Origin of the sequence: Vibrio glycogenivorans (assembly GCF_051660965.1) — a bacterium.
Classification (GTDB): domain Bacteria; phylum Pseudomonadota; class Gammaproteobacteria; order Enterobacterales; family Vibrionaceae; genus Vibrio.
Genome location: NZ_JBPVIS010000016.1, coordinates 60,822 through 78,912 on the forward strand (window position 1 = coordinate 60,822; position 18,091 = coordinate 78,912).

General features: G+C 49.7%; 9 protein-coding genes. 4 read left to right on the forward strand and 5 right to left on the reverse strand.

The genetic code is table 11. From position 1 onward, the window contains the following. Positions 1 to 2: 2 nt before the first annotated feature. On the reverse strand, positions 3 to 1,931 hold the full coding sequence (gene thrS, locus ACSTTG_RS21485) for a threonine--tRNA ligase (RefSeq protein WP_438476236.1): 1,929 nt from the start codon (positions 1,929 to 1,931) through the stop codon (positions 3 to 5). 403 nt (positions 1,932 to 2,334) lie between these two features. Here thrS and ACSTTG_RS21490 point away from each other — a divergent pair, with 403 nt between their 5' ends. Then, positions 2,335 to 2,829 carry a hypothetical protein gene (locus ACSTTG_RS21490; RefSeq protein WP_438461005.1) on the forward strand — a complete coding sequence of 165 codons (495 nt, stop codon included), beginning with the start codon at positions 2,335 to 2,337 and terminating at the stop codon, positions 2,827 to 2,829. 83 nt (positions 2,830 to 2,912) lie between these two features. Here the strand turns inward: ACSTTG_RS21490 and ACSTTG_RS21495 are convergent, their stop codons facing one another. The 3 genes from ACSTTG_RS21495 to ACSTTG_RS21505 all read right to left on the reverse strand — a co-directional run bounded on the left by ACSTTG_RS21495 (position 2,913) and on the right by ACSTTG_RS21505 (position 4,779). Beyond that, a complete protein-coding gene (locus ACSTTG_RS21495) occupies positions 2,913 to 3,266 on the reverse strand; it encodes a RidA family protein (protein WP_438476238.1) in 354 nt (117 codons plus the stop codon). 39 nt (positions 3,267 to 3,305) lie between these two features. Next, a complete protein-coding gene (locus ACSTTG_RS21500) occupies positions 3,306 to 3,530 on the reverse strand; it encodes a DUF3820 family protein (RefSeq protein WP_438461003.1) in 225 nt (74 codons plus the stop codon). Between the two features lie 91 nt (positions 3,531 to 3,621). Then, complete coding sequence (locus ACSTTG_RS21505; protein ID WP_438461002.1) at positions 3,622 to 4,779, reverse strand: serine hydrolase; 1,158 nt, start codon at positions 4,777 to 4,779, stop codon at positions 3,622 to 3,624. A 593-nt stretch (positions 4,780 to 5,372) separates the two neighbouring features. Here ACSTTG_RS21505 and cspE point away from each other — a divergent pair. The 3 genes from cspE (at position 5,373) to ACSTTG_RS21520 (ending at position 7,023) form a co-directional block, all read left to right on the forward strand. Continuing rightward, a complete protein-coding gene (gene cspE / locus ACSTTG_RS21510) occupies positions 5,373 to 5,582 on the forward strand; it encodes a transcription antiterminator/RNA stability regulator CspE (protein ID WP_438461001.1) in 210 nt (69 codons plus the stop codon). An 87-nt stretch (positions 5,583 to 5,669) separates the two neighbouring features. Then, on the forward strand, positions 5,670 to 6,266 hold the full coding sequence (locus tag ACSTTG_RS21515; protein WP_438476240.1) for an HAD family hydrolase: 597 nt from the start codon (positions 5,670 to 5,672) through the stop codon (positions 6,264 to 6,266). A gap of 208 nt (positions 6,267 to 6,474) precedes the next feature. Further along, entirely contained in the window at positions 6,475 to 7,023 is a 549-nt protein-coding gene (locus ACSTTG_RS21520) for an MSHA operon transcriptional regulator (protein WP_438476241.1), read from the forward strand. Between the two features lie 130 nt (positions 7,024 to 7,153). Here ACSTTG_RS21520 and ACSTTG_RS21525 read toward each other — a convergent pair whose 3' ends face one another. After that, entirely contained in the window at positions 7,154 to 18,052 is a 10,899-nt protein-coding gene (locus tag ACSTTG_RS21525) for a T1SS-143 repeat domain-containing protein (protein WP_438476242.1), read from the reverse strand. Positions 18,053 to 18,091: the final 39 nt, after the last annotated feature.

Below are 18,091 nucleotides of genomic sequence, written 5' to 3' on the forward strand. Positions count from 1 at the left end.
GTTTATTCCTCCAGATTGAGCTTACGGGTAGAAACTTCGGCTTGGATGTATTCAATAAAGTCATCCACTTTAAACTTGCCAAGGTCTTTACCTTTACGGGTACGTACTGCGATTTCGCCGGCTTCCATCTCTTGGTCGCCACAAACCAGCATGTACGGAACACGCTTCAAAGTGTGTTCGCGGATTTTAAAGCCAATCTTCTCATTTCTCAAGTCCGCTTTGGCTCTAATTCCAACTTTTTGCAATTTTTGTGCTACTTCATGCACATAGTCCGACTGCTTGTCAGTGATATTCATGATCACTGCTTGCTCTGGCGATAACCATGTTGGGAAGAAGCCGTAGTACTCTTCAATTAGAATACCGATGAAACGCTCAAGCGAGCCAAGGATAGCGCGGTGAATCATTACCGGCACTTGGCGCTCGTTGTTTTCATCTACATAGGTAGCCCCTAGGCGACCTGGTAGGTTGAAGTCTAGCTGAACTGTACCACATTGCCATGCGCGATCGAGACAGTCGTATAGCGTGAACTCAATCTTAGGACCGTAGAACGCGCCCTCACCTTCTTGGATCTCGTAAGGGATATCCATAGATTCAAGTGACTGCTTAAGTGCTTCTTCAGACTGATCCCAGATCTCATCAGAGCCTACACGCTTCTCAGGACGAGTTGACAGCTTCACCACGATGTTTTTAAAGCCAAACGTGTTGTACGTGTCGTACACCATCTTGATACAGCCAGTCACTTCCTCTTGGATTTGACTCTCAGTACAGAAGATGTGCGCGTCATCTTGAGTAAAGCCGCGTACACGCATGATGCCGTGTAGTGCGCCCGATGGTTCGTTACGGTGACATGAACCGAACTCCGCCATACGCAGCGGTAGGTCGCGGTACGATTTCAGACCTTGGTTAAAGATCTGTACGTGACCTGGACAGTTCATTGGCTTGATCGCGTATTCACGGTTCTCAGAAGAGGTGGTGAACATCGCATCGGCGTACTTGTCCCAGTGACCAGAGCGTTCCCAAAGAACGCGATCCATCATCAGTGGGCCTTTTACCTCTTGGTAGCCGTATTCTGTTAGCTTCTCACGCACAAACACTTCTAGATCGCGGAAGATAGACCAACCATTGTGGTGCCAGAACACCATACCCGGCGCTTCTTGCTGCATGTGGAACAGGTCAAGCTGCTTACCGATCTTACGGTGGTCACGCTTAGCCGCTTCTTCTAGGCGAACCAAGTGCGCTTTAAGTGCTTTCTTATCGTGGAAAGCAGTACCGTAGATACGCTGCAGCATCTTGTTGTCGCTGTTACCACGCCAGTAAGCACCAGCCACGTTCAGTAGTGTGAAGTGTTGGCAGAAGCCCATGTGTGGTACGTGTGGACCGCGACACATGTCGATGTATTCTTCATGATGGTATAGGCCTGGGCGATCGTCACGAGCGACGTTTTCGTCTAGGATTTCCATCTTGTAAGTTTCGCCGCGTGCTTCAAAAGTATCACGCGCTTCCTGCCAGCTTACGTTCTTTTTAACCACTTGGTACTTGGTTTTCGCCAGCTCTTTCATGCGCTTTTCGATCTTGTCTAGATCTTCTTGCGTCAGAGAGTGCTCCAAGTCGATGTCGTAGTAAAAGCCGCTGTCAATCGTAGGACCGATCGCCATTTTCGCTTCAGGGAACAGCTGCTTGATCGCGTGACCAAGAAGGTGAGCACAAGAGTGACGAACAATCTCTAGACCGTCTACTTCATCTTTTACTGTGATGATTTCTAGGCTTGCATCTTGTTCAATCAAATCGCAAGCATCAACACGGTTACCATCAACACGACCTGCGATGGTCGCTTTCGCTAGACCAGGACCGATAGATTGAGCAACTTCTAGAGTAGAAACCGGATTATCGAATTGACGTTGACTACCGTCAGGAAGAGTAATAATTGGCATGAAATTTCCTTTACAGTGGTGTTGCATACCAAGCAACACGTGCAATTGTCATTTTGCTTTATTAAGCAGTGAGTTAAGCGATTTCGCCTTGCTGGCTTTTCGCACTTTGAACAAGATTTGGTACAAACACAAATGCACGTCAAATTTTGTACAAACCCGCATTCTAATGGAATGGGATGAAATCACAACTGTTTTGGCAATAGGTTATCTTGCGAATATTAACACCTGGGTTGGACAGTTCAAATCGAATTAGGTTACAAAGCGCCTTCCAACAATAGACTGAAGGATGACTTGTCAGCTACCTTGTTGAAAATTATTTTGGAAAGCACTTCGCACTTTTGTAGCACAAAAATGACTCGGCGCAGAATTAATCACTAAGATACCGGCAAAAACGAGGACACAAATGATTAGTTCACATCACCAACTGCTGCGTAATGCAATCTCTCGATTGTTTATGTCACCCAAGACTTACTCTCAGAATCTGTTACGTACCATCGAGTGGGTGCTGACGGAAGCTGGTTTCGATGTGATGTGCTCTGAGTTCGGTCAGGGACAGCATGAACTTCTTGCTCATTCACACGGTTGCCTTTTTAGTTGTACCGTCTCACTGCAAAGAGAATCAGGCCTCAAGCAAGTTATCCGCATAGCATCGCAATCGAGCACTCTCGCGGATGTTGATAAGGGTAGCGTCGCTATGTCGATCGATAGCGATGAAATTATCACCCGCACTATACTGCAGGTACTGTTCAAACCGCTTACTGCGGCCATCGAGGAGTTGGCGAGCTGTAGCGTAAGTCAAAATTTGGCAACTAAACTACACACAGCCATCAACCTTGCTGTCACCAACGGCAATGGTACTAAACTGGATAGTGAAAAATGCACCATTGCGGTACATTAACCTCGTCACAGGGTTAAGTTTTCCAGCAATAAAAAACAGGGTTCCGTAAACATAGAACAGAACCCTAAATCTCACTTAAGCGATTATTTCTTCGTTACTGCAGCAACCACAGAAATCTCCACCAGCAATTCCTCACGTGCCATAGATGCCTCAACACAAGCGCGTGCAGGGGCATGGCCTTCTGGTACCCAGCTATCCCACACCGCATTCATCGCAGCAAAGTCATCCATGGTTTTGACGTAAATGGTTGCAGATAGCATGGATTTACGGTCTGAGCCGTAGTTGTTCAGTAGCTCATCGACCTTCTCCAGCATCGTCGCGGTCTGCTCTGTGATGCCTTTGGTTGAGTCTTTAGCGACTTGGCCACACAGGTAAATCGTGTCGTTGTGGATCACTGCGCGGCTCATGCGCTGCTTGGTTTCTTTTCTTTCGATCATTGTCTTTCTTCCAAAATTAAATCTGCCCCAAACGAAGGGCTAATCACACTCACGCTTGAGCGGTTTGACGACAGAGTCTAGCCCCTCAATCTTAAGCGCTAAACACAGTTGCATCAGCTCGCCTAACTCGCCCTCAGGGAATTGCTCCTTACGGGCAAACCACAAAAGGTACTCCTCCGGTAGGTCAATCAGCACCCTCCCAGCGTATTTGCCAAACGGCATGCGCATTGAGGCAAGCTTGATCAGGTTCTTTTTGTCTAACATGTTGGTTGCTACCCTTGAGATAAAACAAAAGAGACGACCAAAAGGTCGCCTCTCACTCATCCGATGCTATCCCTGCTTAAAACTCTATCGTTTAGAACAAAGAAGCGAATAGCTTTGTCACCCAATCCAGTAGGCGCTTGAAAATACTGCCTTGCTCGATAGGCTCTTGCGCAATCAGGTCAGCCGTTGCAATGACTTCGTTATCAAGTTGGTACATCACCTGACCAATAACCGCACCTTGAGCGATTGGCGCAGAAAGCTCTGGCTGCATCTCAATCACAGCGCTTAGCTTGGCAATATCGCTCTTAGGTAGAGTCAAATACAGAGGCTCAGCCAAGCCAACATCCACGTTGTCCTTGTCACCCATCCATACTCGTGGCTGAGCAATGGCTTCGCCGACTTTGTTCGGCTCGATGGTATCAAAGAAGCGGAAGCCGTAGCTTAGAAGCTGCTTGCTCTCTGATTCACGCGCTTTCGGACTGGTTGAGCCCATCACTACTGCAATTAGACGCATGTCACCTTGGGTTGCTGAACTTGCCAGACTATAGCCCGCACCAGAGGTATAACCCGTCTTCATACCATCAACGTTGATGCTGCGATCGCGCAGTAGACCGTTACGGTTATATTGCGTGATGCCGTTGTATTGGAAACTACGCTCACTGTACAGCGAGTAGATATCCGGCAGATCGCGGATGATCGCCTGGCCCAACTTAGCGATATCATAAGGTGTTGAGTAAAGGCTCTCACTATCCAAGCCATGCGGGTTACTAAATGAGGTGTTTTCTAATCCTAACTGAGCAGCCCAAGAGTTCATCAGCATAACAAACGCATCGGCTGAGCCTGCAACGTGCTCGGCAATCGCGACACTCGCATCGTTACCTGATTGCACAATCAGACCACGGTAGAGATCCATCATGTTAACGCGCGTGTTCACCTCAATAAACATCTTCGATGAGTCCGGGAACTTCTTCGCCCAGGCATTTTCACTGATCAGTACGCTGTCTTCCGCGCTGATGTTGCCCGCTTTCATTTCCTGGCCTGCCACATACGCGGTCATCAGCTTGGTCAAACTAGCTGGGTTCAGCGGTGTATTGGCATTTTTCTCAACCAGAACCTCGCCTGATTTGAAATCCATCAGCACATAACCTTTTGCACCCAATGCAGGTGGGTTAGGCACCACGGTCGGGGCTGCGTGAGCCAGAGAGGCAAAGCACAAGCCGATCGCTGAGGCAATCTTAAACAGTTTCACTACGAATTAGCTCCATTTCACTATATACACTGCTGCGGTTGTTCGATTATGCTTGAGCACAATTTAGGGTCGCTGAGTTTGGAACGACGCTCTCATCTAAAGTTCACCTTTAGATTGTAAGGATTCGTGACAGCAATACTCGCAGCAGGCTTGGGATTCTAAACTGGCTATAGCCTACCTTGCTAAACACCTAATGACAATTGCCATCAAGCTTAAGGTGAGCTCTTTACACGTTTTTGACGAATTTGAACAAATATCACACAGTTTGTGTTCGACGATTTATCTCGCAAAATTGGGGGTAAGATCAGACAATTGAACTATGAATGTTACCAATAAGCCGCCTCCAACTTGTAACATTGGTCAAGTTTTTTAAACAAAATTTAAACTAATTCGCCAATGTCACAGTTTCTTAATTGACTTGCCCCCCCGTTACCTTAGACTGGTTCACAGCTAGAAGGCGGTTCATTTGTATACAGCAGCGCTTCGTTGGATTACCCAGTACTCCCGTCGTGTCGTACGCAATAGCAATCAACTTTTCCACGCTATCCGCGCCGAATTCGGCTTTTAAACGATCAAACTAGGAAAAATAAAAAATGTCTAACACTGTTACTGGCACTGTAAAGTGGTTCAACGAAACAAAAGGCTTTGGTTTCATTCAACAAGAGAACGGCCCTGACGTTTTCGCTCACTTCAGCGCTATCAAAGGTGACGGCTTCCGTACCCTAACTGAAGGCCAAAAAGTTGAGTTCACTGTAACTCAAGGTCAAAAAGGCCCTCAAGCGGAAAACATCGTAGCTATCTAATTCAGCTTAGCTCGTACGAAATTCTAAATAGCCAACATTACGATGTTGGCTATTTTTATATTAGCGCGAGACAAAATGGAGCTGTATATGCAACTGGAAGGTTCAATCATCAAAGCGGTGGTGTTCGACTTGGACAATACCCTGGTATCCTCAAGCCTAGACTTTGCCTCAATCCGCGAGGACATTGGCTGCCCCTGTGATCACGACCTCCTCGACTTTGCCGATCGGCTTGGCTGTGAACAGCAAAAAGCTACCGTGCACCGAACCATCATCTCTCATGAACTTGCAGATGCCAAGCAAGCTCAATTAATGCAAGGCAGTGTTGATCTGCTCGATCACCTTCACCTAAGTAACATCGCCACAGGTATCGTCACCCGCAATTGTATCCAAGCGGCAAAAATGAAGCTGGATAAGCTCAAGCTCGAGGTTAACGAGCTCATATGTCGCGAACACTATCCGCCCAAGCCCGCGCCCGATTCGCTGCTTGCACTCTCCGAGCTCTGGTCTGTCGCACCACACGAAATGCTCTATGTCGGCGATTACCTCTACGATATCCAAGCCGCAATCAATGCCAATATGCACTCGTGCCTGGTAACTCATCACTCGACGCCAGATTATGGGCATTTAGCCACAATTTGTGTGCCCCATTTAACTGATTTACACCGTTTATTTGCATCTCAATAGCTGACCGCTTACTCTGGTAACCGGACTTGAGCTTTGGCCTCGGTCTGATTAAAATCCCAGCGATGATTGAATCTATACCCTGGTGGACTCGAGATGCTGTTTCGTCGCGAGTTACTTGGTTTGCAGCCCAATTAAACACTAATGTGGCGTGCGTTTGCCCTATACCAACATCACAACAACTTACTCCAATTAGGTTGCGAGCAGTCAGATGAGTGAAGATAAGTTTACCCACATCTATCGATTACCAACATCGATTCAAATCCGAATCGGTAAATGGCAACAGACCTTCAGAGGCACCTCTGATCTTGTGCTTCATACGGCCATCGAAGTGCGCAATAAAAAGTACAAAGAGCACGGCTTTTTTGCCCCGCGTTGGCACGTCCAGTTGTTTGACAGCAACGATATCTCTATCACTGAGCATGGTCGCTACATCCAGACCTCAATGCGCAGCATGATCGACCGCAAAATCATATACAAACGCCTGTACTTCGCCACCCACCCAGACGGCGACGCCCACAAAAAGCTCGAACAATTCAAGCGAGAGTGGATCCACAAGCACAACCGTGTGGCCAAAAAGTACAACCAAATCAAAAAGAAAAACTTCTTAAACTTCGCCCGCGAAGAAGCCGAAACCATGTACCCGTCAATCCCACCGGGCGAATTCGATGTCGCCCTATGGAACAAGCTGGTTATCTCAGAATTCGGCCCGCAGAAGCGCTATGACAATCCGTTTTATGTGAAGAAAAATCGCGTCTAAAAGCGCAGGAGCGAGTACGTTACACTACGAGTACGGACTTCGTCCTCCGAGGTTCGAGGAGTTCTCCAATAGTGACAAATTACTCGCTCCTCGTAGGGCGAAGCCCGTCCCCGAACCCCGCCCCTATCGTCTAGAGCCCGTGCTGAATAATATTATTCGCCAGCAGCGTATTCACAATTTCATCCGAGTTATTCAGATCGACACCGGTAAAGTCCACCTGGCTGGCGGCGTTCTCGACCACGATGGTTTGCTGCACGTCGTCGTCGGTGGTGATGTCTAGCTCGATGTTGCCGTCAACGACTCGGGCGGCAATGTGGTCGAGGGCTTCGGCGAGTAAATCATCGTCTTGCAGATCGCTGATGACATCGCGCAGGTCTATCACATCGCCCTGGCTGGTATCAAAATCAGCAATAGTATCGACCGAGCCCTGTGATACTGAGGTCTCAGTCCAGCGGAAGGTGTCGGCACCTTCACCACCGATCAGGAGGTCATCGCCAAACCCGCCGGTGAGAATATCGTTACCTAATCCGCCCTCAATCACATCGTCTCCCTCGCCACCGACCAGTGTGGCGGCGGTTGTACCGCCGCGACCGATGACCCAAACATCATCGCTCTGATCAGATTGATCGAAGTTGCCCGGCCCGACCGAAATTGAAATCGTTTCTGATTCAGATTTCGCGATGCTTCCATCAGACTCTTCAGACACCGCGACCACTTCAAGCGAGTAAACACCATCAGAGCTTGGCCCGGCTGGGAACTCAACGCTAATGCCCTCTAAGTTTTCAAACTCACTCGGGTCGGCTGAGGTTAATGTCCATACGCCAGCGTTTTCGCTGACTGAGACATTGGCATTGCTGCTGGTTAAGCTGGCTGCATCAGGCACGCCTGTGATCTCTAATGACAAGACCTCACGACTATCCACCAGCATCGCAACCAGTCCAGCAAGCGCAATACCCTGTGAGGCCGCCGAGCGGCTGGCATAGACCTGACGTGCATAGTTCATGCTTGGGTCGATGCTCAGCGTCGGTGAATCATTGACCTGATTAACCGTAATAGTCAGGGTATCGGACGCTTCGAGCGCCATACCCGATGGGTCGTAATAGACGCCCTGATCGTTAGCCGTGATGGAAAGCTCGACCGTGGTAACATCGACCTCGCTGGCATCGATAAATACCCCCTCACCGTCAGCAGTAGAACCCAGTACTGCATTGATAGCCTCTGGAGCACCCGTCATCACGATATCGCCATTGAGCTGCTCTTCTACCGTCACATCAGGGTCATTCGACAAGACCGAGAGCGTGCCTGATGAGACGCTCAAGGTAACCATCATGCTGTCGTCTGCATAATCACCTTGATAATCGACATCCGCAACTGAAAGGCCGGTGATTCTCTGCTCGGTGGAATCATTGATCACCACCGTGCTGGTTGGCTTACTGATCACTGGCGTATCATTAATCGCGTCTAATGAGAGTGTGAGTGTGGCGACCTCACTGAGTGACTGAGTATCGGGGTTTGTTGGGTCGATGAGGCCGTGGTTGCCCATATCATCCACTTGCAGCGTGATGTCGACACTACCGTAGAAGTCATCCACAGGGTCATAGACAATCTTGCCATCGCTGATAAAGCTGTTGAGATCGGCGACACTACCGCGCAATAAAAGTTGTGGGCTGCCATCGCCTGAGACAACCATCACGCCTGACAACACTGGGTTGTTTTGACCAACCACTAGGTTGCCATGAGGGGCCGTGATGGTGAGATCGTAGTCCGCGTCTGGGTCATCCAAAGTGCCATCAATATCCGCTAGGCTAAAGCCGCTGAGCGGCACGTCAACGTCCTCTTGCGCCGCATCCGGTTGGGTGACCGTGATTTCAGGTCGATCATTGATAGCAGTCACTACCACATTGACGGTTTCGGTGACAGACAGCCCCACCTCAGCGTCGCTACCTGCCGAGACAGTGCCATCAAGACCAATATCGAGCGCTTCCATCGTGATGCTTAACTGCCCATCCCAATTATCACTGTTTGCATCACCAGCAAGGAAGGTCATGTTATCGAGCGTCAAGGTGCCCTGAGGGACATCAAACACAAGACTTTGCATTCCAGTTAAGTCCTCTTGGGTGAGAGTTTCACTGCCAATCGTAATACTGGCACTGTACGGCACATTGTTCACCGTGACTCGGATCTGCTCAGGGCCATTTTCCTCATAATCGGGCAGGCTATCGCCTAACGTCTCGAGTGTGTCGACCAGCGAGATATTGAGCTCAATATCAACACTCCCACCCTCGTCGATCATAAAGGTTTCCGTCGACACATCAGTATCGATCATATCCGCAACAGGATTGACCTTGAGCACGAAGCTGGTATCAAGCTGCTCGGGCATCTCGGTCAGTTGCTCTTCAACAAAGGCTGTCACGCCCATTGTGACCTCACCACTGAACTGCTCGGCAGGCTTGATCTCGATAGCATCAAGGCTTGGCGTAGTGTCATCTGGGTTGGCCTTAAGGCGAATGCTCCACTCACCCTCAGAGAGGTTTTTCACCTCATAGTCGCTTGAGGTTGAGCGCACCAGGAAGTCCTCTGGTACTCCGGTAAGCTTGATTGAGATAAAGCGCTCTGAGCCATCGGTATCACCAAGTGAAAGCTGCAGTCCCTGGCCGCCTTGACCAAAGGAGATCCACTCATCTTCACTGCCCTCCACCAAGATATTACCGTCATTGTCACTGAGTGAGCTGGTCAATACCAAATCATCAACCACCGGCATGACATCAAAGGTCACGGAAACATCGCTAAAGTCGCGCTCGACAACCAAGGTTTGTCCATCAATGCTCGCTTGTGAATCGGCATCCACCTCAGCCTGGAATTGCATTGCGGGATCTTGTGTATCAAAGGTCACGCGATCTTCAATCTTACCCGAGATATCAATCACCACATCATTGAAGGTCGCGATAATATCCTCATCGGTTTCCCCCTCTATCGAACCCGGGAAATCAGGAGCGGGCTCGAATAAGACGCTAGCAAGCGCGGCCTCGATATCAACCTCACTACTATCAAAGGTAAGAGTTTGGGAGGAGGTCTTGACGTTAGCGCTATCAAACTGAACAAAACTGCCCATTGCACTATCGACCGTCAGAGTCACTTGAGTCAGCGATTCCTGACCACGTGACAAGCTGGTATCTGAGTCAGCTAGCTCAAAGCTCAAGTCGAGCTCAATCAAGCCATCTTCATAGGCGATACCATCAGTAATTGGGGTGCTCGAGTTCAAATCCGTGGGTTGCTTTTGACCATCTAAGCCTAGAGTCTGTGTCACGCTGACATCGAAGACTGGGCTAGTGTCACTGTCTTGCGCTTGTCCCGTTGCGCTGACATCGACCTGCGGGTAAATGGCTAGGGGTAACTCGAGATCCACCACATTTTCATCACCCGTCTGGCTATCAGTGGTGACCACTGAGAATGGAATAACCACATCACCGGCAAAATCTTCTGGTGGGATCAGCCCAAGGCCAGCCACACTGACAATGCTGCCGCTGCTATCCACCGAGGTTTGCAGCATGTACACCCCATCAACAAAGTCACCCACAAAGCCTTGTACTTGGAATCCTGGCGGCAGCTGATCGCTATTGATCACTATGGTCAGGTCATCCGCCACCCCATCAAAGGTCGAGACGCTTAACAGGCCATTATCTGCCGAGAACAGCGCATCACTGAGATCGATTCGGCTATCCTCCATTCCCTGTACGACAACATTTGCATCAGCCACAATCGTGGCAGCGGTGGTGCTTGCACCACTAATTGACGTTGGGAATTCCAGACGCAGTGGCACCGGGTCGATCTCTTGGCTTGCGCTGTCGCTTTCCCCGTCCTCGCCACTATCCGTAACTATGGTGTAAATTTGAATATCCCATGAGGTATGGTCTGCGGTGAGTGCATTGTCCGTTGCCGCGCCAATATCAGCCAAACCATTGGGCGCTTTAATCGAGAAATTATTGATATCGGTGATGGTCCAAGTGCCATTGCCGTTATTGATCGCCCCTTGCGAGTCACTGTATAAGTAGAACTGATCGAGGAAATCTGAGGCATCATCCAACCACTGTTGCTGCTCAGGCGTTCTATCGCTTGGCAAGGTATCAACCGCAAGCTCATAATCCGCTTTGCTGATACCCAAGTAGAGCTCAGGTTGCAGGTCGACGATGATCTCAGAGACTAACTCATCGGAGTCGAGATCGGTGTCATTAAACGCAACAACATAAGCGCCCGCCTCGCCGCCTGCCGAGGTATTTGCAGAGAAGTCCAACTCGCCGTCAGCACTGCTGATCACACTGGTTACGGTGGCCGATGGGCTACCATTGGCATCAGTGGTGACAAAGGCATTCTCGTCTTCTACAACAGCTGTTACCGTAACGTTAAGTGTACCCGTAACCACCTTGTCCGCGACGCCTTCACCCGTATTGTTGCTGTCTATGTATTCACTGTCATACTCTTTGATGGTTGCTGACGTTGTGAGCTGATAATCCGTGGTCACATCTTCAGGGAGCTGGATCTGGATATAATCGCTCGCCTGAACTGCCGTTGAGAACTCTGCCTCCGTCTGCCCTGAAGGGCTCAAGGTCAACGAACCTGCGACCACATCACCCGAAACATCACTACCTCCGACAAACACGGTCGCACCATCAGGAATACCGGACACTGTTACACCAGCCACCACTTCATGCTCATCAACGCCTGGTGGTGCCCAGTTAATATTGGTTAGAGAGTCCTCTAAACCATTTAGATTTCGTGAGTAATCCGCCTCATCAACCACAGGGGCAACATGAACACGCAGCTCTCGGTCAAAGGCACGCGAATGACCATCTGTCGTTTCCGTAACCACCACGGTAGCTGTGAGTGAGAAATTGGTGGTCGATGAGTCAATAGGAATGATCTTAATCCCTGAGTCAAATTTCTCTTCCGCGATATCGGCTTGGTAAATCGGCTGGCCATTGTCATCAAAACCAACAAACAGTAGCGAGAATGGTACCCCGTCTTTATCGGTCACCTCTACGCCTTCTGGGATATCCGAAAGGACAATGGTCACATCCTCTGAGCCATCGGTATCGGTAGAAATGGCAGAGAAATTAAGCAGCGCTGCACCATTTTCATCAATAGTGGTTTCAAGGCCATTATTTGCATCGCCATCAATAAATGACCACTCCGTCTCACCCGGTTGATTATTCAGCACGATATCAGGAGTATCTGCCACGCCTTTGATATCAACAAATACCGTCTTCTCACCAATCTCACGTTCAGACACCTCAAGGGCACTGTTTTCATCGCTGAGGTCCGCGGTATCACGCACAATGCCTTTGACCTTAAAAGTGAAATCGACATTGCTGTGCTCCAGTGGTCGCACCTCGATCTGCTCAAGATAGTTAATCGCATCATCACTGGTCGAGCTCACTGCGATCTCCCACACCCCTGGAGTCGTCTCTGAGATAGGGCTATCGCCGCTACCAAGCCACACAAACTCAACCGATGATTCTGACAGCTCGCTAATCTCGATAATTAACTGCTCAGACTCATCCATATACTCATCATCGGTTAGGATATCGGCGGTATCACGTAAGTTAACCACGGAGCTGAGTAGCAAGATATCCTCATTTGAGTAATCAAAATCGGTCTCGCCATCCTCAAACACCTTGGCGCGATTGACCTGAATGCGGCTGGCATCCGCCTGCGGCGCCACATCAATCGTGATGTTAAAGTCATCTGACTGCTTGGTTTTCTTGTCGGTGAACTCGTTCTCATCCTCAGTGGCAATCGCGACCACTTTGAGCATGATTTGACCCGAGAAGTGATCGATTGGATTGACCTGTACCTCATCGATGCGATCGGCTTCTATCGCATAGTAAATGCGATTATTGCCATCATCGGTTGCAATGATTGAGGTGCCATCGGCATAGACAAGCTGCGCTTTATCCGCGCCTTGGATAAACTCCAGCTCATACTTGATAGTCTCGGGGTTACTGGTGTCTAAAGTCGATGCCAACACGCTAAGCTCGACATTATCACCATCCTCATAGGCCAAATATTTATCCACGCTATCCACGGTGAAGGTCGGTTTATCCGCCACACTCTGGATATTGATATTCAAGTCGCCATTGACTCGGTGATCATGCGCGCCGTTATTTAATACCTGCACTTGAATACGGATATCGATACCCGCCTCATCGGTTGAGAAATGCTGATCAGGCACGAAGTATAAATTCTCAACCGTGGCGACTGTACCATCTAGGGACTGAATGACCTGATCACTGCTGAGCGTGGCACGGCTATTGTTGGTCTGTAGCGCAACATACTCAGTGCCGTTGTGGTAATAGAAGGTGCCATTATGATTGCCGATATTGAGTAGGCGAACCTCACCAATCTGCTCGTTGCGGTCGATATCATTGAGATCAACAGACAACTCGACTTTAATCGGCGCAAGACTGTCGGCCGGGATACCCAATAAGTTGTCGAGATCTGTGGCAAGGTCAATGCCAGTGATCGAGCCATCACGGCCGGCTTCTTCCACTCCGGAAATCTGAGCGGGCTCCACCACCGCATTGCGATCGCGTATCGTGATGTTCAACAGCTCGCTCGTGGTATCCTCATCAGCATCCACAGCAGTGACATTCACCGAGAAGTTCAAATTTGGGCTGTCAGCGTGGTCTAGGGTATCCTCCGGCTCGAATCGCGCCCGGCCATCAGGGCGAATATCTAACACGCCCAAATCACGCGACGCACTGCCAATTGTCTCAACCACCGTCACCGTGATTAAGCTCCCCTCAAGATTGACGCCATCCACCAAGCTGCCATCTGAGAGGCGGAATTGAATATCTCGCCCGGTCTCATCGACGGCTTCAATGCGTGTCACCACGCCATTATCCGCACCCGTTTCGTTATCTCGCCCACGCTCTGCTGGGTTGTCAAACATCCACTTGGTGCCGCGTCCATCTCCTTCATTGCGCGAGAGATTTTGCTCATAAAGCATTTGCACATCATCGACAACCGTGACTTGAATTTGTGCGGCTGTGGGGTCAGTCTCACCGTTGATGGTTGAGCGATCACCATCGCTATCAACGGCATAGACAGGCAGTTCAAAGGTTAAAGAGAGGTCATCATCACCCGTGTGATCAAGCTCCTCAAGTAAGGTAATGGTGTATTGGCCTGTGCTCGGTGAACCAATGGCGACATTAAAGACATCCACTTCATCACCATCTACCTCAACAAAGCCTCGATAGGTTCTCACACCGGCAATGTTCGAGACCAGTGCAAGCTCGACCACTTCGCCCATCGACTTCAAACTACCGTCTTGGTTAAACTCGAGCGGCTCAAGCTCATAGTGGCTGATATTGTCACTGCCGACATCGGTGTCGATTGTACCGACTTGGCTCAACAGGCTCGAATCCGGGTCGGTGCCATCAAGCAGGTTCGCCTCAGCAAATGAAAGGTTACCCGCACCTTCTGTATATGTGTCGGTGATAACCGGAAGTTGCCCATCGCTGATGTCTATATTGACGATGGAGTCGATAAAGTCCTCATCACCATCAACAACCCTCGCAGTAAGACTGAACTCAATTGGGTCGTCATTGGAGTGATCGAGGTCGCGGTCGGGCTCAAAATAGAACTCACCGGAGGTTTTCACATACGCGGTGCCGAGATCATCAATAGCAAATGCTTGATAGTCAGTATCATTTTGGTCTAGGGTCCATGTCTGACTATCGACCGTAATACTGCTTACGGCTGAGCCGTCAGCACCACCATTAGTAATAAAGTTGTGCTGCAACGTCTGGGTATCACCAACCGTTACCGGCTCGACAACATCAAGGTCGGTGGTCTCACTGACAATAAGCTCATCATCGGCGATGGTCACCGATAAATCGACTGGAGCAGAGCTATCACCATCACTATCCACGGCAACCACCGGGATATTCAGGACAAGGCTATCATCGGTGTCTGGGTTAGCTCCCTGCGGGTGATGAATCGCTTCATTGAGCGTAAACTCATAACTGCCATCCACACCGAGGCGCAATTCAAACACCTCGGTTTGAGAGGTTTGTGTGACGCCTTGATAAACATAGTGGGTAATGTTGCCGTCGATATCGGTTACTGTACTTGGGTCGGCAACGACCACCGCCTCGCCTTGCGAAATGATGCCCAAGTCGGTGTTGAGGCTCGCAACCTCATAGTGGGTCAGGTTATCACTACCTTGAGTCGCCGATATTGCGCCTTGATCAACCACTAGACTGCTATCTGGGCTCGTCCCGTCATTCAAAGCCACTTCCGAGACGCTCACACCGCTCACCGAATCGATCACCGGCAACTGACCATCTTCGATCTGGATGATAGCTTGCGGATTGAGTGTGTCTCCATCACCATCCAAGATCGTTGCCGTCAGTGTTGCCACAACGGGATCATCTTCACTATGGTCAAGATTGCGGCTCGGTTCGAAGACCATCTCACCAGAGGTCTGAATATAAACCGTACCTAAATCAACGATAATCTCGTTTTGATCGTCTCGCTCAACCACCTCAAAGGCTTGATAGCCAGTTAGGCTAGGGTTAAGAGTGAAGGTTTGACTAATGGTTTGATCCACGTACTCAAACTCAATATTAAACTCGGTCAGTAATGCGCTGTCAGCTCCCTCATGAACGAGGAAGTCATGAGCTTGCTGGTCACCCACTGGTGTCAAACCATCTGGGTTGGTGGTGTCAGTATCGCCTTCAACGACCGGTTCAGTGACTGGCAAAATAGCGCCAGCAACCACTGGCTCGTCATCCAAGATGGTGACCTCAATATTGGTATTGGCACTCAATACCGACGAGTTCCCATCTTGGTCGATAGCAAACACTGGGATATCAAGCACTATCTGGTTATCTTCCTCCGTGCCCTCAACATTATCCAGCTCTTCATAGAGCTCAAAGCGATAACTACCCTCTTCAGTCACCGACAACTCAAACACATCGACAACACTATTATCATCTAAGGTAACGCTCGCGGTGTACACGTGAGAAGCAAGACCGGATTGTGAGTCAACGATGATCGTGGCTGCGCCGAGTACCACCGGTTTACCTAACGCAGCAATAGATGTATCGGAGTTGAACTGAGTGACGGCAACCTCATAGTGATCGATATCATCACTGCCCACTTGGATATTGATATCTCCAGTCCCACTCACCACAGCACCGCTTGGATCTGAACCATCAGCCAAATTCGCCTCATCCAGCGTTATCCGGCTCTCACTAGTGATCTGTGGGAGCTGCCCATCAATAATCTCAATCTTGGCTTTTGACGTGAAATCATCGCCATCATTATCGATGATCGTTGCGGTCACCGAGGCCTCGATGGGTGACTGGGTGCTATGGTCAAGGTTTCGATTTGGCTCAAAGTACATCTCACCCGAGGCCTTGATGTAAACAGTGCCACTCTCTACGGCAAAGGACTGATAACCTGATTGGCTTTGATCAAGCGCGTGTAGGGTACTTCCTCCATCCCCTTGATAAACAAAGCTAGTCACCGAAGCGCCATCTGCACCTTCCTTGACTAAGAAGTCATGTGTCATGGTTGCGTTGTCGCCCGTTGTGACAGGCTCAGTGACCATCAACGTCACTTCATTGGCCACTTGCGGCATATCATCAGCGATGGTCACGGAGAACTGGGCGTTCGCATTCGACTCAGAGCGGTTGCCATCACTATCAATCGCAACAACAGGCACAGTAAATGACAGCGCCGTATCTTGTGCAGTGTCCGCCTCATGCTCAACCGGCTCAAGCAAATCAAAACGGTAGTTACCTTGTTGATCAAAGCTGACCTGAACAATATCGACAATCGTGCCATCATTCAGGGTTACCGAGCCAGTGTGAGAGTGAGTGACCTCGTTGGTGTCAGGATCGGTTGTCATCACAGCAGGCCCCATCACAACCGGCTTATCGAAAGCAAAAATAGGAGTAGTAACATTAAAGGCGGTAACATCGACCTCAAAGTGGTCAATATCATCACTGCCAACCGATGCGATGATCACGCCTGTGTCACTGACTGGCATATTACCCGGGCTTGTACCCTGAGCTAAATTCGCTTCATCAAGACTGACGGAAGTAACACTGCTAATCACTGGCAACTGGCCATCAGTGATTTCGATATTCGCAACTGGTGTGAAGGTATCACCATCGCCATCAACAATGGTGGCGGTAATCGAGGTATTGAGTGTCTGGTTGGTGCTGTGATCCAGGTTTCGATCCGGTTCGAAGTACATCTCACCAGAGGTCTTGATGTATACGGTGCCATCTTCAACAGCGAAGTCTTGGTAGTCTGGGTCTGCTTGGTTGAGGATGAATGGATCGCTAGTCGCATCACCTTGATAGACAAAGCTCACTACCGAAGCGCCGTCTGCCCCCTCTGCCGTAAGGAAGTCATGCACATCCGTGGCATTGTCACCCGATGTGACTGGCTCCGTTACCTCAAGAGCCGCACTCGTACTCGCTGCCGTTGCCTCATCGTCAACAACAGTAACCGCTATGTTGGTCAACGCGGTCGATTCAGACGGATCGCCATCACTATCGACGGCAAACACAGGCAAGTTAAACGACAACTGATCGTCCTCTGATGAGCCAGCCTCATGGTCAATCGGCTCAAACAGCTCAATGCGGTAGTTACCCTCTTCGTCGATAGAAACTTGGAAGATGTCCACTACGCTGTCATCGTCGAGCGTAACGGTCGCATCGTAAACGTACGACACCACGCCGGAAATCGGATCCGTCACAACATTCGCTGAGCTCAAGACAACCGCTTTACCCAGCGCCTCAATCGGCGCATCGGTATTGAAGGCTGCGGTATCCACTTCAAAGCGAGCAATATCGTCACTGCCAGTGGTCGCTGTGACGCTACCTGTCACCACCAACGCATCGCTGTCTGGGCTATTGCCATCGTCCAGGTTCGCCTCATCAAATGACGCAGGGCTGACAGCAGTGATAACAGGATCTTGACCATCTTGAATATCAATATTGGCCACAGGCATGTAAGTATCGCCATCACCGTCAACAATGGTGGCTGTTAC

Excerpts from the sequence above, each read along its gene's own strand:
- thrS (WP_438476236.1), bottom strand. The coding sequence starts at position 1,931 with ATGCCAATTATTACTCTTCCTGACGGTAGTCAACGTCAATTCGATAAT.
- ACSTTG_RS21490 (WP_438461005.1), top strand. The coding sequence starts at position 2,335 with ATGATTAGTTCACATCACCAACTGCTGCGTAATGCAATCTCTCGATTG.
- ACSTTG_RS21495 (WP_438476238.1), bottom strand. The coding sequence starts at position 3,266 with ATGATCGAAAGAAAAGAAACCAAGCAGCGCATGAGCCGCGCAGTGATC.
- ACSTTG_RS21500 (WP_438461003.1), bottom strand. The coding sequence starts at position 3,530 with ATGTTAGACAAAAAGAACCTGATCAAGCTTGCCTCAATGCGCATGCCG.
- cspE (WP_438461001.1), top strand. The coding sequence starts at position 5,373 with ATGTCTAACACTGTTACTGGCACTGTAAAGTGGTTCAACGAAACAAAA.
- ACSTTG_RS21515 (WP_438476240.1), top strand. The coding sequence starts at position 5,670 with ATGCAACTGGAAGGTTCAATCATCAAAGCGGTGGTGTTCGACTTGGAC.
- ACSTTG_RS21520 (WP_438476241.1), top strand. The coding sequence starts at position 6,475 with ATGAGTGAAGATAAGTTTACCCACATCTATCGATTACCAACATCGATT.
- ACSTTG_RS21525 (WP_438476242.1), bottom strand. The coding sequence starts at position 18,052 with ATGCCTGTGGCCAATATTGATATTCAAGATGGTCAAGATCCTGTTATC.